This window comes from Acidobacteriota bacterium (genome assembly GCA_016716715.1).
Classification (GTDB): domain Bacteria; phylum Acidobacteriota; class Thermoanaerobaculia; order UBA5066; family UBA5066; genus Fen-183.
Genome location: JADJVE010000019.1, coordinates 348115 through 366367, shown reverse-complemented (window position 1 = coordinate 366367; position 18253 = coordinate 348115). Strand labels below are relative to the sequence as shown.

At 69.0% G+C, this 18253-nt stretch carries 19 protein-coding genes and 1 pseudogene; 9 read left to right on the top strand and 11 right to left on the bottom strand.

From position 1 onward, the window contains the following. Positions 1-18: 18 nt before the first annotated feature. The 4 genes from IPL89_19090 to IPL89_19075 are packed head-to-tail and all read left to right on the top strand — an operon-like array spanning position 19 to position 5596. The gene (locus tag IPL89_19090; GenBank protein ID MBK9065256.1) at positions 19-1515 is read left to right on the top strand and encodes an NCS1 family nucleobase:cation symporter-1; all 1497 of its coding nucleotides are present in this window, start codon (positions 19-21) and stop codon (positions 1513-1515) included. Further along, on the top strand, positions 1505-2899 hold the full coding sequence (locus IPL89_19085) for a PD40 domain-containing protein (GenBank protein ID MBK9065255.1): 1395 nt from the start codon (positions 1505-1507) through the stop codon (positions 2897-2899). The genes IPL89_19090 and IPL89_19085 overlap by 11 nt, the downstream gene beginning before the upstream one ends. Continuing rightward, positions 2863-3441, top strand: coding sequence for a S9 family peptidase (locus tag IPL89_19080; GenBank protein MBK9065254.1), 579 nt, complete (start codon positions 2863-2865; stop codon positions 3439-3441). Before IPL89_19085 ends, IPL89_19080 begins: the two co-directional genes overlap by 37 nt. Before the next feature lie 13 nt (positions 3442-3454). Beyond that, the gene (locus IPL89_19075; GenBank protein ID MBK9065253.1) at positions 3455-5596 is read left to right on the top strand and encodes a protein kinase; all 2142 of its coding nucleotides are present in this window, start codon (positions 3455-3457) and stop codon (positions 5594-5596) included. Here the strand turns inward: IPL89_19075 and IPL89_19070 are convergent. From IPL89_19070 to IPL89_19040, 7 genes and pseudogenes are all read right to left on the bottom strand, one after another. Continuing rightward, a complete protein-coding gene (locus IPL89_19070) occupies positions 5593-6300 on the bottom strand; it encodes an outer membrane lipoprotein-sorting protein (protein ID MBK9065252.1) in 708 nt (235 codons plus the stop codon). The two genes, IPL89_19075 and IPL89_19070, sit on opposite strands and share 4 nt — an antisense overlap. After that, positions 6293-7522: an ABC transporter permease gene (locus tag IPL89_19065; protein ID MBK9065251.1), complete on the bottom strand. Its 1230-nt coding sequence runs from the start codon at positions 7520-7522 to the stop codon at positions 6293-6295. The genes IPL89_19070 and IPL89_19065 overlap by 8 nt, the downstream gene beginning before the upstream one ends. Then, positions 7519-8220, bottom strand: a complete 702-nt coding sequence (locus IPL89_19060) for an ABC transporter ATP-binding protein (protein ID MBK9065250.1) — start codon at positions 8218-8220, stop codon at positions 7519-7521. Before IPL89_19060 ends, IPL89_19065 begins: the two co-directional genes overlap by 4 nt. A 25-nt stretch (positions 8221-8245) precedes the next feature. Further along, complete coding sequence (locus tag IPL89_19055) at positions 8246-8530, bottom strand: SCO family protein (GenBank protein ID MBK9065249.1); 285 nt, start codon at positions 8528-8530, stop codon at positions 8246-8248. Between the two features lie 37 nt (positions 8531-8567). Continuing rightward, a pseudogene (locus IPL89_19050) lies at positions 8568-8915 on the bottom strand (SCO family protein). Continuing rightward, entirely contained in the window at positions 8819-9721 is a 903-nt protein-coding gene (locus IPL89_19045) for an SCO family protein (GenBank protein MBK9065248.1), read from the bottom strand. The pseudogene IPL89_19050 and the gene IPL89_19045 overlap by 97 nt, the downstream one beginning before the upstream one ends. Positions 9722-9732: 11 nt before the next feature. Continuing rightward, on the bottom strand, positions 9733-10701 hold the full coding sequence (locus IPL89_19040; GenBank protein MBK9065247.1) for a deoxyhypusine synthase family protein: 969 nt from the start codon (positions 10699-10701) through the stop codon (positions 9733-9735). Between the two features lie 60 nt (positions 10702-10761). Here IPL89_19040 and rfaD point away from each other — a divergent pair, with 60 nt between their 5' ends. Further along, positions 10762-11739, top strand: coding sequence for an ADP-glyceromanno-heptose 6-epimerase (rfaD, locus tag IPL89_19035; GenBank protein MBK9065246.1), 978 nt, complete (start codon positions 10762-10764; stop codon positions 11737-11739). Between the two features lie 13 nt (positions 11740-11752). Here the strand turns inward: rfaD and IPL89_19030 are convergent, their stop codons facing one another. Further along, positions 11753-12382: a superoxide dismutase gene (locus IPL89_19030; protein ID MBK9065245.1), complete on the bottom strand. Its 630-nt coding sequence runs from the start codon at positions 12380-12382 to the stop codon at positions 11753-11755. Here IPL89_19030 and IPL89_19025 point away from each other — a divergent pair. Together IPL89_19025 and IPL89_19020 are read left to right on the top strand one after the other, a co-directional pair. Beyond that, positions 12381-12878, top strand: coding sequence for a transcriptional repressor (locus tag IPL89_19025; protein ID MBK9065244.1), 498 nt, complete (start codon positions 12381-12383; stop codon positions 12876-12878). The two genes, IPL89_19030 and IPL89_19025, sit on opposite strands and share 2 nt — an antisense overlap. A gap of 32 nt (positions 12879-12910) precedes the next feature. Continuing rightward, positions 12911-15661: an insulinase family protein gene (locus tag IPL89_19020; protein MBK9065243.1), complete on the top strand. Its 2751-nt coding sequence runs from the start codon at positions 12911-12913 to the stop codon at positions 15659-15661. Here the strand turns inward: IPL89_19020 and rpmG are convergent. Next, the gene (rpmG, locus tag IPL89_19015; protein ID MBK9065242.1) at positions 15642-15794 is read right to left on the bottom strand and encodes a 50S ribosomal protein L33; all 153 of its coding nucleotides are present in this window, start codon (positions 15792-15794) and stop codon (positions 15642-15644) included. The genes IPL89_19020 and rpmG overlap by 20 nt on opposite strands. Before the next feature lie 3 nt (positions 15795-15797). Beyond that, positions 15798-16034 carry a 50S ribosomal protein L28 gene (rpmB, locus tag IPL89_19010; protein ID MBK9065241.1) on the bottom strand — a complete coding sequence of 79 codons (237 nt, stop codon included), beginning with the start codon at positions 16032-16034 and terminating at the stop codon, positions 15798-15800. 105 nt (positions 16035-16139) lie between these two features. Between rpmB and IPL89_19005 the strand changes: the two genes are divergently transcribed. Both IPL89_19005 and IPL89_19000 read left to right on the top strand, forming a co-directional pair. After that, complete coding sequence (locus IPL89_19005; protein ID MBK9065240.1) at positions 16140-16892, top strand: hypothetical protein; 753 nt, start codon at positions 16140-16142, stop codon at positions 16890-16892. A gap of 99 nt (positions 16893-16991) precedes the next feature. Beyond that, on the top strand, positions 16992-17480 hold the full coding sequence (locus IPL89_19000) for a hypothetical protein (protein ID MBK9065239.1): 489 nt from the start codon (positions 16992-16994) through the stop codon (positions 17478-17480). A 10-nt stretch (positions 17481-17490) separates the two neighbouring features. On the opposite strand, the gene gpmA is transcribed toward IPL89_19000, so the two are convergent. Beyond that, positions 17491-18249, bottom strand: coding sequence for a 2,3-diphosphoglycerate-dependent phosphoglycerate mutase (gpmA, locus tag IPL89_18995; protein ID MBK9065238.1), 759 nt, complete (start codon positions 18247-18249; stop codon positions 17491-17493). Between the last annotated feature and the right edge of the window lie 4 nt (positions 18250-18253).

Below are 18253 nucleotides of genomic sequence, written 5' to 3'. Positions count from 1 at the left end.
TACGATTCAGCCATCAGCATGGCCGGAAATCCAGGCGAGATCGTCCACGCCGACGGGCGGGTGGAGCTGGCGGATGCGTCCGCCCTCGCGGCGAGCCCGCTCTGGAACGAGGACCTCGCCCCCGTCCCCGTCGCGAAGCGCAACTGGACGACGTACAACTTCGCGGCGCTCTGGATCTCGATGGCGCACTGCATCCCGACGTACATGCTGGCCTCCGGCCTCATGAACTCGGGGATGGACTGGCGGCAGGCACTCTTCACGATCCTCCTCGGCAACACGATCGTCCTCGTCCCGATCCTCCTGAACTCGCACCCGGGCACGAAGTACGGCATCCCCTTCCCCGTCTTCGCGCGCGCGGCGTACGGGACGGCCGGCTCGAACCTCCCCGCGCTCATGCGCGCGCTCGTCGCCTGCGGGTGGTTCGGGATCCAGGCGTGGATCGGCGGCGAGGCCCTCCACACGTTCTTCGCGGCCGTGATTCCCGGCTGGCCGACGCTCCTCGGCGCCGGCTTCTCGGGCCACACGACGACGGAGTGGCTCTCGTTTCTCCTCTTCTGGGGCCTGAACGTCTTCGTGATCTATCGCGGAATGGATCTTCTCCGGAAGGTCGAGAACTGGGCGGCGCCGTACGTCCTCGTCGTGACGCTCGTCCTCCTCGTCTGGGCGGTCCGCGAGGCCAAGGGCCTCGGACCTCTCCTCGCGCAGCCCGGGAAGTTCCGGACGTTCTCGGAGTTCTTCCCCGTCTTCATCCCATCGCTCACGGCGATGATCGGATTCTGGGCGACGCTGTCGCTAAACATGCCGGACTTCACGCGCTTCGGCCGCAGCCAGAAGGAGCAGGTCGTCGGCCAGGTCGTCGCGCTCCCGACGACGATGTTCGCGTTCGCGGCGATGGGCGTCCTCATCACGAGCGCGAGCGCCATCATCTTCGGCGAGGCTATCTGGGATCCCGTCAAGCTCGTCGGGAAGTTCACGAATCCTCTCGTCGTCGCGGTCGCGATGTTCTCGGTCGTCGTCGCGACGCTCGCCGTGAACATCGCGGCGAACGTCGTTTCCCCTGCGAACGACTTCGCGAACGCGATGCCGAAGCTCATCAGCTTCAAGACGGGCGGCCTCATCACGGGCCTCGTCGGCATCGCGATGCAGCCATGGCGCCTCCTCGCGGACCCGAAGGGCTACATCTTCACGTGGCTCCTCGGGTACTCGGGCGGCCTCGGGTCGATCGCGGGCGTCCTCGTCGCGGACTACTGGATCGTGAGAGAGAAGAAGCTCGACCTGAAGGCGCTCTACCTCAAGGACGGCGCGTACGGAGGGTGGAACCCCGCCGCGGTCGTCGCGACGTTCGCGGGCTGCTTCCTCGCGTGGGGCGGCCTCGTGATCCCGTTCCTGAGACCCCTTTACGACTACGCGTGGTTCGTCGGGTTCTTCGCCTCGGGCGGCGTCTATGCTTTGCTGATGCACGTGCGGCCCGTCACGCCGCTGGGAGAGAAGAATGAAGATCTCATTGAAGGTTAGGAAAGCGGCGGCGCGGCTGCTCCTCCCGGGCTTCCTCGCTGCGGCGGCTGCCCCGCTCATCACACTCGAGGAAATTCTCCTTGCGGCGTCGCCCGCCGACGACCTCGAGATCGCCGTTTCACGCATGTCGCGCGTCGGCTTCTCGCGGTCGCCGAGCTTTTCGCCCGACGGCAAGACGGTCGCCTTCGTCTCGAACCTCAGCGGCCTGCCGCAGGTGTGGACCGTTCCCGCCGCGGGCGGCTTCCCGCGGATGGTCACGTCCTTCGACGACCCCGTGGGCGGCGTCGAGTGGTCGCCCGACAGCACCTGGATCGCGTTCACCCTCGCGCCCGGCGGCGGCATGAACACGCAGGTCTTCCTCGTGAAGCCCGACGGCACCGGTCTCAAGCGCCTGACCGACGGCGGCAAGGAGACCAACCGCCTGGGCGCGTTCAGGCACGATGGCAAGCGCCTCGTCCTCGGCTCGAACCGCCGCACGGGCGTCGGCATCGACGCCTACGTCTACGACGTCGAGGCGGGGCGCCTCGACCTCGTGAGCGAGATCGCGGGCACCGGAGGCTTCGAGGACCTCTCGCGCGACGGGAAGCGCGCCCTCCTGAACCGGCTCCGTTACCGGGGCAGCAACGACCTCTACCTCGTGGACCTCGCGACGAAGAAAGAGACGCTGCTCACGCCCCACGAGGGACCTGGCACCTATGACGGCGTCTTCTCGCCGGACGGAAGTACCGTTTGGATTTCGTCGAATGGGGGAAGAGATCGGCTCGCCTTCGGAAGGATCGTCCTCGCGGCGGACGGCAAGCCCGGCCCCATCGAAATCCTCGCGGCGCGCGAGGACGCAGAGCTGCAGTCCTTCGCGATCGACGACAGCGGGGCCAAGGCCGCTCTTCTATGGAACGTGGCGGGGCGACACGAACTGGCGTTTGAAGATCTTCTTAGAAAGGAAATGCGGCCGGGGCCGAAGCTCCCCGGCGACCTCGCGTCGGGCATGACGTGGTCGCGCGACGGTCGCGCCCTCGCCATGACCGCTTCGGGCGCCGCTGCTCCGGCCAACATCTTCCTACTCGAAGAAATCTCCTCTCTTCCTCCTCCCCTGCTCGCTTCCGGCGCATCACCGAATCTCCTCACCCGGGCGTCGATCTCTCCTCTCTCGTCTCCCCCGAATTGCTCAAGTTTTCCGCCCACGACGGCGAGCCGCTCTCCGGCTGGCTGTACCGCCCCCGTGGCGCGAAGGGGCCGGGAGCCGTCGTCTTGTCGTTCCACGGCGGCCCCGAGGGGCAGGAGGTCCCGTCGTTCCGCGCCGACTACCAGGCGCTCGTCGCGCAGGGCATCGCCGTCTTCGCGCCGAACGTGCGCGGCTCGTCCGGCTTCGGCAAGCGCTTCGTGAACCTCGACAACGGCGCGCTGCGCGTGAACGCCGTCAAGGACATCGTCTCGTGCGTCGACGCCGTGGTGAAGGCGGGCGTCGCGGACCCGAAGCGTCTCGGGATCATGGGAGGCTCTTACGGCGGCTACATGACGATGGCAGGGCTCGTCGACTACCCCGACATGTTTGCCGCGGGCGCAAACCTCTTCGGCGTCGTGAACTTCAAGACGTTCTTCAAGCACACCGAGGCGTGGATGGCGGCGGTCTCGAAGGTCGAGTACGGCGACCCGGCTACCGAGGGCGACATGCTCGACCGCCTCTCGCCGCTCACACGGATCGACCGGGTCAAGGCCCCGACTCTCGTCCTCCACGGCGCGAACGACACGAACGTGCCCGTCATCGAGGCCGAACAGGTCGTCGACAGCCTCAAGAAGCGCGGCATCCCCGTGGAGTACGTCCTCTTCCCCGACGAGGGCCACGGCTTCCAGAAGCTCCCGAACCGGATCAGGTCGAACGTCACGCTCGTGAAGTGGTTCGTGAGGTGGCTCGGGGCGCCACGCTGAGAGCGCGCCCCACGTGACGCTCGGACCCGGAACGCGCCTCGGACCGTACGAGATTCTCGCTCCGCTCGGAGCCGGAGGCATGGGCGAGGTGTACCGGGCGCGGGACACGCGCCTCGGCCGGGAGGTCGCGCTGAAGGTGGTCGCCGCCCGGCACGGCGACGCCCCCGAAGCCCTCCGGCGGTTTGCACGGGAGGCCAAGATCGCCGCGCGCCTCACGCACCCGAACGTCTGCACTCTTTTCGACGCGGATACCGACGGCGAGGTCGCGTACTTCGTCATGGAGCTCCTCGAGGGCGAGACGCTCGCCTCCCGGATCGCCCGCGGCCCGATCGCCGAGGAGGAGGCCCGGCGGATCGGTGCCGACGTCGCGCGAGGGCTCGCCCGCGCCCACGAGCTCGGCTTCGTCCACCGCGACCTCAAGCCGCAGAACGTGTTCCTCACCGCGACAGGAGCGAAGATCCTCGACTTCGGCCTCGCCCGGTCGGGCTCGGCCGGCACCGCCGCCGAAGAGGAGGCGACGGCCTCTCTCCTCACGGAGGCCGGTCACGTCCTCGGGACCGCGGGATACATGGCCCCGGAGCAGCTCCGAGGCGAGCCTCCGGCCGCCGCCGCCGACCTCTGGGCGCTCGGCTGTGTCCTCTTCGAGTGCCTGTCCGGACGGCGCGCCTTTTCGGGGCGTACGGCGCAGGAGACGTTCGCGTCCACCCTCTCGAAGCCGCCTGACTTCGCCGCCCTGCCGCCGAACGTTCTACCGGAGCTTCGCGCCCTGCTCGAGCGCCTCCTCGAAAAGGATCCGATTTCGAGGCTCTCGGACGCGGCCGCCGTCGCACAAATCCTCTCGAGCGGGACCCTGACGACCGCTCCTGTGCCGGCCCCTCCGAACTCGCGGCGGCGGCACGTTGCCGTCGGCCTCGCGGCCCTCGTCGCGCTCCTTGCCGCCGGAGCGGCCCTCTGGTTCCTCCGGGGTTCCGGCGCGCCGATCGACTCGCTCGCCGTCCTGCCCTTCTCGTCGACCGGGAGCGACGCCGACCTCGCAGACGTGTGCGCGTCGCTGTCGGAAGGGGTCCTCGCGCGGATCTCGCAGGCGCCGAACCTCCGTGTGATGGCCTCGGGCGCCGTTGAGCGTTTCTCGGGAGCGCACGTCGACGCGCTCGCCGCCGCCCGGGAGCTGGGCGTGCGCGCCGTTCTAACCGGCAGGGCCGTGGGGCGCGCGGGGCGGGTGGTCGTCTCGACCGAGCTCGTGGACGCGCGGGACGGCCGCCGCCTCTGGGGCGAGCGGTACGAGAGGCCTCTCGCCCAGATCGCCTCGCTGCCCACGGAGATTTCCGCGGCCCTCGCCGCCCGGCTCCGGCTCCACCTGAGCGGTCCGGACCGCGCGCGTCTCGCGCGGAAGGAGACCGAGAACGGCCACGCCTACGAGCTCTGGCTCAGCGGCCGGCAGCGCGTGTCGCGACGGACGGAGTCGGACCTCGGGGGCGCCCTCGTGGATTTCCAGAAGGCGATCGACGCCGATCCGCAGTTCGCGCGGGCGTGGGCGGGAGTCGCGCAGGCCTGGGACATCCTCGGCTACACGGGACGGCGCCCGACGCCCGAGGCCTTCGAAAGGTCCAAGGCGGCCGCCCGCAAGGCGCTCGAGCTCGACCCCGACCTCGCGGACGCCCACGCGGTCCTCGCCCACGCGACGTTCCTGACCGGTGACGCGAAGGAGGCCGAACGGGGCTTCAAGAGGGCCATCGAGCTCGATGCGAACAACGTCAGCGCGCTCCACTGGTATTCGCACCTTCTCGTGAAGCAGAAGCGGTGGGACGAGTCGCTCGCGATGAGCAAGCGCCTCCTCGAGCTCGACCCCATGGGCTACTGGAACGTCCACCTTGGCGAGCACTACCGCGCAAAGGGTGAGCGGGCGCTCGCCCTCGAGCAGTTCCGCCGGGCGGTCGAGCTCGACGCGAACCTGCCGAACGCGCAGTGGGAGCTTGGCCGATTCCTCCTCGAGGAAGGGCGCGTCGCCGAGGCGCTCCCGCACCTCGAGACGGCCCACCGCCTGGACCCGGAGGCGCCTCAGATGCGGCAGTCCCTGGCGGACGCCTACGAGAGATCCGGCCGGCCCGCGGACGCCGCACGTCTCCGGGCACGCGCCGCTCCGGCGACGCCCTAGGGAGCCGCTTTCGGCTCGAACGTCGCGTCCGGCAGGCTCGCCTTCTCGTAGTCGAGGTACTCGACGACCGTGGTTCCGGGGCGGAGCTCGTCCACGATCGTCATCTTCGACAGCGACAGCGTGCCCCTGACGACGCGGTAGTCGTCGAACGTCGTCTCCTTCGCGGTCTTGCCGGACGCGACGAGGAAGACGGCCTTGCGGTAGAGGCCCTCTTTTCCGTCGATCCAGACGCGTGCGACCGGGTACGTCGGCGTTCGCCCCTTCCGCGCGGTCAGGCGCAGGACGGAGCACTCTCGTCCGTCGAATACGTCGGCGCGCTCCAGGACGGCGTCATAGTCCTCGGAGAACCGTGTCTTCGACATCTCGGACGCCGAGAACCCGCCGGACAGGCGCTGGCTCTTCGGGATCCGGATCGGATTTCGCGTGCCGGGGAGGATCAGCCACGAATCGTCGCCTTTCGAGACGACGGACTTCCCCGCGTCCGCCGGGTCCTGGAACGTCAGGCGCGAATTCCGCCCCTTCGCCTCCACCCTGAACGTGCCGCCGGACGGCGGCGCCCCCGGCTTTGTGACGGTGACGCGCAGCGTGATCACGACCTCCGGCCACGCCTCCCGGATGCGGTCGGCGCGGCGCAGCAGCGCCGCGGGGTCGTCGGCCGGAAGAGGGAAGAAAAGAATGCTGCTTAGAAGGAGAAGATCAAACATGCCCGAGCGCCTCGACCGGGTTCAGGCGCGCCGCGCGGCGCGCGGGCCACCACGCCGCGACGAGGAGCGTGATCGACATGACGGCGAAGCCGATGCCGTAGGCGAGCGGGATGAAGTCCACGTGCAGGACGTTGCCGCGCGTCGCGCCCGGAGGCGGCGGCAGCATGATCCCCGAGGCGTTCAGCGCGGCCCTCAGCAGCACCGAAAGCACCGCTCCGACCCCCGATCCGATCAACCCGAGCAGGATGCCCTCGAGCAGGAACAGGGTCCGGATCGACCCTCGCTCCATCCCGATGGCGAGGAGCGTCCCGATCTCGCGCGTGCGCTCGAACACGGACATCGTCATGGTGTTTGCGGTCGCGAGGATCACGACGACCGAGAGGACGAGTCCCATGAAGAAGAAGATCGAAATGTAGAGGAGCTTCACCTGCTTGTAGAACGTGGCCGTGTCGAGCCACGTCTTCAGAGCCACGGGCCGGCCCTGCCCCGCGAGCGCCTTTGGGATCTCCACGGCTTCGAGCTCCGTGTCGCGGTCGTCCTTGAGCAGCACGACGACGGAGTTCGCCTTGCCCTCGGCCTTCAGCAGGCGCGCGGCCGCGGCGAAGGGCATGTAGAGAATCCGGTCGTCCAGCTCCTTGATCGGATACGCGAGGATGGCGGCGACCGTCGCGTCCACCGCGTTGATGCCGCCCTCGGGCGTCGTCGTCATGACCGTCACGAGATCGCCCGCTTTCGCGTCGATCGCGCGCGCGAGCCCCGTGCCGAGCATGATCTCGTTCGCCTCCGCGTTCTCGAAGAAGGCGCCGGACTGCACGGTTTCCGCCGCGAGCGAGGCCTTTTTCTCGAGCGCCGGGATCGTCCCGGTCCCGAGGTAAGCCGCGCTCTTGTCGCCCTTCACGGCGAGGCCGAAGAACGAGAGCTTCGGCATCGCCTGCGCGACGCGTGGATCCCGCGCCAGGAGGCTGGAAAGGCCCGGCCAGTCGTCGAGCAGGATCGTCGCGGCCTCGTCGTCGGTCTTGCCCGCGGCGCGGGCGTCGAGGATGCGGAGGTGGCCGCCGGCGCCGCGGATCGTGGCGGCCTTGAGCGCCGAGAAGGTCTGCGAGACGAACCCCGCCGTCATCGTGACGGCCACGAAGCCCACGACGACGATCGAGCCCGTGAGGAGCGTCCGGCGCCTGTGGCGCAGGAGATTCCGCGCGGCGAGAAGAACCCAGCGATTCACGCGCGCACCCCGGCCGCGGCGCGCTCGTCGGCGGTGATCCGGCCGTCCAGGAGCCGGATGCGGCGGTCCGCGCGCTCCACGATGCGCGGGTCGTGGCTCGAGAAGAGGAACGCGACGCCGCGCTCCTCGTGGATCCGGGCGAAGAGGTCGAGGAGCCTTACGGCCGTCTCCGAGTCGAGCGAGGCGGTGGGTTCGTCGGCCAGGACGAGCGCAGGCTCTCCCACGATCGCGCGCGCGACGGCCACGCGCTGGCGCTGGCCGCCCGAGAGCGCGTCCGGGCGCCGCGCCTCGAGGCCGCCGAGCCCGACGGCGTCGAGCGCGGCGCGCGCCCGCGCGCGGCACTCCCCGTCGGGGACCTTGCGGATCCAGAGCGCGAGCGCGACGTTCTCCTCGGCCGAGAGGACGGGCACGAGCTGGTGCGCCTGGAAGACGAAGCCGAGCCGCTCGCGCCTCACGCGCGCGCGGCCGCGTTCGTCGAGCGTCGAGACGTCCGTCCCCTCGAAGCGCAGCGACCCTGCGTCGGGGGTGTCGAGGAGGCCGAGGAGGTTCAGGAGAGTCGTCTTCCCGCTGCCCGAGGGGCCCGCGAGGACGGCGAACGACTGCTTCTCGAGCGTCAGCGAGGCCTCGACGACGCCGACGACTCTCTCCTCGCCGAGGCGATACGTCTTCGTGAGGGAGCGCGCCTCGAGAATCGCCACAGGTCGAGTATAGGGAACGGCCGCGTCAGCGGGCCGCGGTCCGCGCGTCCGCCGCGAGCAGCTTCACGTCGATCCCGGCCCCGTAGTAGCGCGCGACGATCGTTCCTCCGCGGTCGATGACGGCCGTCTGGAAGCCGTGGAAGATGTCGCCCTTCTCGTCGCGGCCGACGTTGACCTCCCAGTCGTGAACGGCCCGGTCCACGGCGTCCTTGCTGCCGGTCAGGAAGACGATCTCGGAGCGCTTGAACTTGTTCTCCACCATGTGCTCGCGTAGGCGCTTCGGCGTGTCCACGTCCGGGTCGAACGACAAGGGCGACGACGAGCGGCCGGTCCTTGGACGGCCGGCCCTTCCCGGCCGCCCGAGCCGCCTCGAGGCACTCGTCGACGACGAGCGGACACGCGCCGGGGCAGCTCGTGAAGATGAACGTCAGGAGAATCGGCCGCCCACGCCCGTCCGTGCCGAGCGTGAAGACCTTGCCGTCCTGCGTGACGAGCGTGAAGTCCGGCGCCTTCTCGCCCCGCCCGTCCTTCCGCGTCGCGGGCTGCGCCGCGGCGCCTCCGGCGAGGAGGAGCGCAGCCGCGAGAACGAGGGGCCGGATCACGGCGCGGCCTTCGGCTTCTCGCCCGCGGCGGCCTTGCGTAGGTCCTCGATCACGGCGGGGGGCTCCCAGTCGTTCCCACGGCGGATCGACCAGAGCTTGCCGTCGGGCCCGATCACCGCCGTCGCGAGGCTGTGGACGAACTGCTCGCCGGACTTGAGATACGTGAGCCCGAAGAACGCCGTGAACTCCTTGATGCGGTCGGTCGTCCCGGTCGCGAACTTCCAGTGGGCGGGCGCGACGCCCTTGACGCCTTTCAGAAAGCGCTCGCGGTAGTCCCGGAGGATCTCGGGCGTGTCGTGCTCGGGGTCGAAGCTGACCGAAAGGAGCTGCGTCTTCGCGTAGAGCGCGGGCTCCTTCGCGAGCAGCGTCTCCATCTCCGCGAACTGCGCGTTCATGCGCGGGCAGAACTCCGGCAGCGGGCAGCGCGTGAAGATGAACGTGAGGGCGACGGCCTTGCCTTTGAAATCCGCGAGCGCGAGCGGCTTGCCGTCCTGCCCGGTGAGCACCGTCGCGGGCGCGGCGTCGCCGGGCTTGCCGTACGGGCCCTGCTCGGGAATCGTCTGCGTGGACGTCGAGGCGCCGTGGCGGGAGACGACGATGCCCTCGAGCCGCGAGGACTTCTCGCCGACGACGAGCTTCGCCTCGATCTCGTCGCCGGGCCTGAGCTCGGCCAGCATCTTCGGCTCGGCGACGTTGAACGGCATCGTCATCGCGTCCATATAGCCGCGGACCTCTTCGTGCCGGACGATGACCCTCGAGGCGGCAGGATCCACGGAGACGACGACGCCCCTGAGCGGGTACGGCTTCTCGGCGGCGGGCGGCGCGGGCTTCGGGGCCTCGGACTTGCCGCAGCCGAGGGCGGCCGCGAGGCCGGCGGCGAGGACGAGCTTTCTCACCATCCGAGCACCCCTTACCATCCGAGCACGACAGCGAAGACGAGCGGCGCCACGATGGCGGCGTCGGACTCGATGATGAACTTCGGGGTGTCGCCGGCCAGCTTCCCCCACGTGATCTTCTCGTTCGGGACGGCGCCCGAGTAGCTTCCGTAGCTCGTCGTGGAGTCGCTGATCTGGCAGAAGTACGCCCAGAGCGGGATGCCCTCGCGGCGCAGGTCCTGATGGAGCATCGGGACGACGCAGATCGGGAAGTCGCCCGCGATGCCGCCGCCGATCTGGAAGAAGCCGACCGGGCTCTTCGGGGCCGTCTTCGTGTACCACTCGGCGAGGAACTGCATGTACTCGATTCCGGTCCTCACCGTGTGGACGTTCTTGATGTCGCCTTCCATGCAATGCGCCGCGAAGATGTTGCCGAGCGTCGAGTCCTCCCAGCCGGGAACGATGATCGGGAGGTTCTTCCGGGCGGCCGCGAGGAGCCACGAGTCCTTCGGGTCGATCTGGTAGGACTCCTCGAGCCTCCCCGAGAGGAGGATGCGGTAGAGGAACTCGTGCGGAAACCGGCGCTCGCCCGCGCGGTCGGCGGCCTGCCACTCCTCGAGGACGGCCTTTTCGATGCGGCGGATCGCCTCCTCCTCGGGGATGCACGTGTCCGTCACGCGGTTGAGGTGGCGCGCGTGGAGCGCCTCCTCCTCGGCCGGACTGAGCTGCCGGTAGTGAGGAATCCGCACGTAGTGATCGTGCGCGACCAGGTTGAAGACGTCCTCCTCGAGGTTCGCCCCCGTGCAGGTGATCGCGTGGACCTTGTCCTGCCGGATCATCTCGGCCAGCGAGAGGCCGATCTCGGCGGTGGACATGGCGCCCGCCATCGTCAGGAACATCTTGCCGCCGCCCTTCAGGAGGTCGTTCCAGGCCTCGGCCGCGTCCACGACCGTCGCGGCGTTGAAATGGCGGAAGTGGTGCTTCACGAACGAAGTGATCGTCATAGGGCCGGAGCATAGGAAGAAGACGTGAAGACGACAAGCGCCATCCCTTAGGATCGGGGGGTGAGCACCGACACGCTTCTCGTCACCGGGGCCGCCGGCTTCATCGGCGCCCGCTTCGTCGAATCCTGCAACGCCCGCGGCGTCCCCGTCGTCAGCGTGGACCGCCGGGAAGCGTTCACGTCCCGCCCCGAGCACCGTCGCCACGACTTCGGGACGATCCTCGACATCGAGGAGCTGCCCGGGTGGATCGCGGACGGCCGCCCGGCCCTCGCGGGCATCGTCCACATGGGCGCGATCTCGGCCACGACCGAGCTCGACGAGGCGATCCTCAAGCGCCTGAACGTCGATTACTCGAAGAACCTCTGGAACGAGGCCCGGCGGCTCGGGATCCCGTACGTCTACGCGTCGAGCGCGGCCGTCTACGGCGACGGCGCCCACGGCTTCGACGACGACGACGCGCTCGTCCCGAACTTCCGGCCCCTCAACCCCTACGGCGAGTCCAAGCGGCGCTTCGACCTCTGGGCGCTGGAGGAGGCCGCAGCCGGCCGCACGCCGCCCGGTTGGGCCGGATTCCGCTTCTTCAACGTCTACGGCTTCGGGGAGCGGCACAAGGGCCCGCAGGCGAGCGTCGTCCTCCACGGCTACGACCAGGTGAAGGCAAACGGCGAGATCCGCCTCTTCCGGTCCCACAAGGACGGCGTCGCCCACGGCCATCAGTCGCGCGACTTCGTGGACGTCTCGGACACGGTCGAGGCGATGTGGTTCGCGCTGAAGCGCCCGATCACGGGCGGCATTTTCAACGTCGGGGCCGGCAAGGCGCGCACGTTCCTCGACCTCGCGAAGGCCGTCTTCGCGTCGCTCGCCGTCCCGGAGCGCATCGAGTTCGTCGACACGCCCGAGGGCATCCGGGAGCGCTACCAGTACTTCACGGAAGCGAAGATGGACCGCCTGAGGAAGCAGGGCTTCGCGCGAAAGCCGGTCGCCCTCGAGGACGGCGTGGACTGGTACATCCGCCGCCTCGAGAGCGAGAGAGCCTGACAGGAGGGCGGCCCTAGGCCTTCGGCAGGTTCTTGAGGGCGAAGTCCCAGTTCAGGAGGTTGTCGACGACGGCGGCGACGTAGTCCTTCCGCCGGTTCTGGTAGTCGAGGTAGTACGCGTGCTCCCAGACGTCGAGCGTCAGGAGCGGCGTCGCGGACGTCGTGAGCGGCGTCTCCGCGTTCGGCGTCTTCACGACCTTCAGCTTGCCGCCCTCGGCGACGAGCCACGCCCAGCCGCTCCCGAACTGCCCCATCGCGGCGGCAGAGAACTGCTTGACGAACTCCTCGTGGCTTCCGAACGAGGCACCGACGAGATCCGCGATCTCCTTCGGGACCTTCGCGTCGCTCTTCGGCCGCAGGCTGTTCCAGTAGAACGTGTGGTTCCAGATCTGCGCCGCGTTGTTGAAGACGGCCGCCTGATCGGCCTTGCCCGCGGCGCCCTTGACGATTGCCTCGAGCGAGAGATCCGCCTCGGGCTTTCCGGCCACGAGGTTGTTGAGGTTGTCGACGTAGGTCTTGTGATGCTTGCCGTAGTGGAAGCCGATCGTGTTCTTCGAGATGAAGGGCTCGAGCGCGTTTTCGGCCCAGGGCAGGGCGGGAAGCGTGATGGGGGTGGTGCTTGTCGCGATCGCGGGAGCAGTCATGGGATCCTCCGACCCTCCATTCTGCTCCTGCTACGCTTCCGGCGTGCGCCCGCGCGCCCCGCGAATCCCGCCGGAAACCAACCAAACGACGGACCTGCGCCGAGCCGGCCTGCGGGTGACACCCGCCCGCCTCGCGGTGCTCGCCGCACTGCGCGCCCGGCTGGCGCCGGCGAGCCACGCGGACCTCGCCTCGGAGCTCGAAGACGCCGTCCCGGACCGGGCGACCGTCTACCGGAACCTCGTCGAGCTCGTGAAGGCCGGACTCGCCCGCCGCAGGGACCTCGGCGACCACGTCTGGCGGTTCGAAGCGGCGGGCGCGCGTCCCGGCGGCAAGGATCACCCGCACTTCCTCTGCACGTCCTGCGGCTCCCTCGCCTGCCTCGACACGCTCAAGGTCTCGCTCCGCCGCGGCGCGCGCGTCCCGCGCGCGCTGAAGGACGATGCGGTGGAGATCCTGGTCAAAGGCCTCTGTGACGAATGCGCCCCAGCCCCATAACCATTCTAAGAAAATCTTCGTATCCTCTTCCCATGAAGAGAGTTCGTGCCGCTGCCGCTCTGGTCGTCTTCCTTGCTGTTTTCGTCTCCTCCCCCGCCCCCGCCCAGAGCTTCGCGGTCGAGAAGTACAAGCTCCCGAACGGGATGACGGTGATCCTCTACCCGGATCACACGCTGCCCGTCGCGACGATCAGCATCTGGTACCGGGTCGGGAGCAAGGACGAGCCGGCCCGGCGCAGCGGCTTCGCACACCTCTTCGAGCACCTCATGTTCATGGGCACTGAGCGCGTCCCGAACGGCGAATTCGACCGGCTCATGGAGGCCTCGGGCGGGTCGAACAACGCCTCGACCGGCTCGGACGGCACGCATTACTACTCGTCGGGTCCCGCGTCGCTCCTGCCGACGCTGCTTTGGCTCGACGCCGAGCGCCTCGAGGATCTGCCCCGCGCGATGGACCAGAAAAAGGTCGACCTGCAGCGCGACGTCGTCCTGAACGAGCTGCGCCAGAGCTACGAGAACCAGCCCTATGGACGGGCGGACCTCGCGATCCAGCAGATGCTCTATCCGCCGTCGCACCCGTACCACTTCCCGACCATCGGGACGGCCGAGGACCTGAAGGCCGCCGTCGCGGCCGACGTGAAGGACTTCTTCGCGACGTACTACGTCCCGAACAACGCGAGCCTCGTCGTGGCGGGCGACTTCGACCCGGTGGCGATCAAGCCCCTCGTCGAGAAGCTCTTCGGCAACCTCCCGCGGGGAGCCGAGCCGCCGAGAAAGGCAATCCCCGCCGTCAAGCTCGACGGCGCCAGGCGCGGCGCGATGTTCGACAAGGTGCAGCTCCCGCTCGTCGCCTTCGCGTACCACACCCCGCCCGCACTCACGCAGGCTGACGCCGAGTGCGACCTCCTCGCCTCCGTCCTCGCGGACGGCAAGAGCAGCCGCCTGTACAAGCGGCTCGTGATCGACGACAAGCTTGCGGCGGCCGTCTCGGCCTCGAATGCGAGCGCCACCCTCGGGTCCGTCCTCAGGATCGACGTCCAGGGGCGCCCCGACGCGGACCTCGGCCGCATCGAGAAAATCGTGGACGAGGAGATCGCGCGCCTGCTCGCCGGCGGCATCCAGCCGGGCGAGCTTTCCCAGCGCAAGGAGACCACCGAGCTCGCGAAGCTCTCGGCCCTCCAGCGCCTCGAAACCCGCGCGGACCTCCTGAACTTCTACGAGGACGCCTGGGGCGAGCCGAACGGGTTCAAGCGCGACCTCGACCGCTACCGAGACGCGACTCCCGCGGCCGTCCTCGCGACCGCGAAGCAGGTCCTCACGCAGGACGCCCGCGTCGTCTACCGCGTCCTCCCGGAGCAGCCGAAGCGCGCGCCGTCGGCGCGCGACGCGCGGCCCGCGGACGGCCCGCCCGTCCCGTTCCGCCCGCCGTCCCCCGAGCGCTTCAAGCTCGCGAACGGCATCCCCGTCGAGCTCTGGAAGACGCCGGACCTGCCGCTCACGCGGGTCGCTGCGTTGTTTCGGTCCGAGGGAGCGCTGGACGCATCCGCCGCGCGCGCGGGCCTTGCCTCGATGGCCGCGGAAATGCTCGACGAGGGCGCCGGCACGCGCGACGCCATCGCGTTCGGCGAGGCCGTCGCGAGCCTCGGCGCCAGCTTCTCGGCGGGGGCGTCGCGCCGCTCCGTGCAGGCGAGCCTCACGATCCTCTCCCGCAACGTCGGGCAGGGAGTGCCGCTGCTCGCGGACGCCGTCCGGCATCCGCGCTTCGACCCGAAGGACTTCGAGCGCGTCAAGCGCCTCACGCTCGACGAGATCGCGCAGAGCGAGGACGAGGCGCCCGTCGTGGCGGACCGCGTCGCCGCCCGCGCGCTTTTCGGTGACGCGCACCCCTACGCCTGGCCGGCCGACGGCACGCAGGCCTCCGTCGGCGCCATCACGCTCGACGAGGCAAAGGCGGCCCACGCGGCTCTCGTGAGGCCCGAGGCCGCGACGCTTCTCGTCGCGAGCAGCCTGCCACCGGCCGAGATCAAGGCGGCGCTCGAGAAGTCCTTCGGCGACTGGAAGGCCGCCGGCCCCGCTCCGAAGCGAGCAGCGGTTCCCGCGAGCTACGCGGCCGCGGACAAGGGCCTGCGCGTCTACCTCGTGGACCGGCCCGACGCGGCACAGACGAGCGTGCGTTTCCTCGCGCCCGCGCCGCGCTTCGCCGACCCCTCGCGAGTCCCGCTGCGCCTTCTCGGCACCGTCCTCGGCGGCAGCTTCACGAGCCGCCTGAACCAGAACCTGCGCGAGAAGCACGGCTACACGTACGGGGCGTCGGCGCGCTTCGCGCCCGGGCCCGTCCTCGGGACGTTTTCCGCCGGGGCCGAGATCACGGCGAAAGACACGGGTGCCGCGGTCAAGGAGTTCCTCGCCGAGTTCGAACGGATCTCGAAGGGCGACGTCACGGACGAAGAGGCCGGCAAGGCACGCGGCCTCGTCAAGAACGGGGCGGTCGGGGCGTTCTCCGGGCTCTCCGGGATCGTCGGGACCGCGGCGGGCTACGTCGAGAACGGAGCGCCGTTCGAGACGCTCGGCGAGGACCTCGCCGCGATGGAGAAGATGAGCACCGCGGCGCTCAACGCACAGGCGAAGACCGCACTGCCGCTGGACCGGTCCGTCCTCGTCCTCGTGGGCGACAAGGCGACAATCCTCCCCAGATCAAGGAGGCAGGATTACCGGCGCCGATCGAGGTGGATACGTGGGGGGCGCCGAGACCGGCGCCCGCGCCCTAGATCTTCGATTCCTTGAACGGGACGTGCTTGCGGATCTTGGGGTCGTACTTCTTCACTTCCATCTTGTCCTGATGGATCTTCTTGTTCTTCGTGATCGTGTAGAAGTACCCGGTGCCCGCCGTCGAGACGAGCTTGACCTTCTCGCGCATGGGTTAGACCTTTTTCCCTTCGCGGCGCATCTCGGCGACGACGGCGTCGATGCCCTTCTTGTCGATGGTGCGCATGGCAGCCGTCGACACGCGGAGGCGCACCCAGCGCCCTTCGCTCTCCACCCAGAACCGCTGCGTGCGCAGGTTCGGCTTGAAGAGGCGCTTCGTCTTGTTGTTGGCGTGCGACACCTTGTTGCCAGTCGTCGCCCGCTTCCCCGTGACCTGACAGATTCCGGACATCTCGAAACTCCTTCGACCCAGAGCCGATGAGCCTACCAGAAGATAAAGAATTCGGCAACCCGCTGGAAACGAGGGGGTTGCGGGGAAACAGGTACATTGCCGCACATGAGTCGCACACGCAGCCTCGCCCTCCTCCTTCCCCTCCTGTGCGCCGAGGGATCGCTCCGTGCCCAGGACCCCTTCGAGATACAGGTCTACGAGTACGAAACCGTCCCGAAGGGAAAGTGGAACCTCGAGACGCACGTGAACTACGTCTCGAAGGGGACGACCACGTGGGAGGGCCCGATGGCGCCCACCGAGGGCCAGTTCCACACGACGTTCGAGCTCACGCGCGGCATCACCGACAACTTCGAGCTCGCGGGGTACCTCCTCCTCGGCTCGTACACGGGCAGCCACTTCCAGTACGCGGGCATGCGCATCCGCCCGCGGGTCAGCGTCCCGAAGGAGTGGGACTGGCCGGTAGGCGTTTCGTTCAGCGTCGAGTTCGGCTTCCCGACGAAAGTCTTCGAGGAGAACGGGACGACGCTCGAAATACGGCCGATCCTCGAAAAGAAGTTCGGGAACTGGCAGATCGACTTCAATCCCGTCGTCGGGACCGCGCTCAGCGGTCCTGGCAAGGGCGAGTGGGATTTCGAGCCCGGCGTGCGTGTCGCCTACGAGGTCTCGAAGAAGCTGGACCTCTCCGTCGAGTACTACGGCGCAATCCCGTTCTCGGGCGGCGAGCCGGTCCACCAGATCTATCCGGGGGCCGACATCCATCTCTCCGAAGACGCGGTCCTGAACGTGGGGGCCGGCTGGGGGCTCACGGACGCGGGAAACCAGTTCGTCTGGAAGATGCGTCTCGGCGTGATGTTCTAGGCTGTCTGGCGCCTCCGGGCAAGCGATTCGCGCCCCTGGACCATGCCCGGGCATTGCGGACGCGTCCTTTCCGGCGCACATTAGCCGCCAGAGGTCACCATGAACATGACTCGCGCGCAGGCGTTCGCCCTCGGCACCGTCCTGGCCGTGTCTGCCGGGGCCGCCGCGCAGACTCCGACGCCCGTGCCGGCCGGCCGCATCACGAGCGTGACGCTCGCCGCCACGACGCCGACGACCTTCCGCGGTGTCTGCTCGTCCGTCGACGTGGGTCTGCGGGGCACGTACAAGACGGACGTTTCCCAGACCCCCAACAAGTACCCGGGCCAGTTCATCTGGAGCGACTGGACAGTGAACCCGAGCGAAGCCGAGGGGTGGTCCGCCGACCGGAGGGAGACGACGGTGAAAGGCCACCGCTCCTTCAAGACGAGCTTCGACGGCTGGGTGAAGTTGCAGGTGGACCCGTGGAAGACAGGCCGCGTGCGCGAATCCAGTCAGCTCGCCGTGAAGATCACGTGCGAATCGCTCGCCTCGAAGCAACTCCAGCAGTTGCCGGCGGGCCCCGCGCACGCTCCGACCCCGGGCCGCTGACGCCGGGCGCCTACGCCTTCGCCTGCTTCGCGACGGCCTCGGCGGCCTTCTTCGCGGCCTCGGGATCGCCGAGGTACCGGCTGTCCACCTTCCGGAACGACGCGTCGAGCGTGTAGACGAGCGGGATGCCCGTCGGGATGTTCAGCTCGGGGATGGCCTCGTCCGAGATGCCGTCGAGGTGCTTCACGAGGGCGCGCAGGCTGTTCCCGTGCGCCGCGACGAGCACCTGCTCGCCGCGCGCGAGGCGCGGGACGATCGCGTCGTACCAGTACGGGAGGAAGCGGTCCACGACGATCGCGAGGCTCTCGGTGGCCGGCAGAATCTCGGGCGGCATCCCCGCATAGCGCGGGTCGAAGCGCGGGTGGCCGGCGTCGTTCGCGTCGAGCGGCGGCGGCGTGATCGCGAAGCCCCGGCGCCACTTGTGGAGCTGCTCGTCGCCGTACTTCTGCGCCGTCTCCTTCTTGTTGAGGCCCTGGAGCGCGCCGTAGTGCCGCTCGTTCAGCCGCCAGGACCGCTCGACCGGGATCCACAGCTGGTCGAGCTCCTCGAGGACGATCTGGAGCGTGAGGATCGCACGCTTGAGGAGCGACGAATAGCAGCGGTCGAACGCGAAGCCCTCGGCCTTGAGGAGCGTCCCGGCCGCGTGCGCCTCCTCGACGCCCTTCGACGACAGGCCGACGTCCACCCAGCCCGTGAAGCGGTTTTCGAGGTTCCACGTGCTCTCGCCGTGCCGGACGAGAACGAGTCTGTTCGGTAGCGCGGTGCTCATGCCG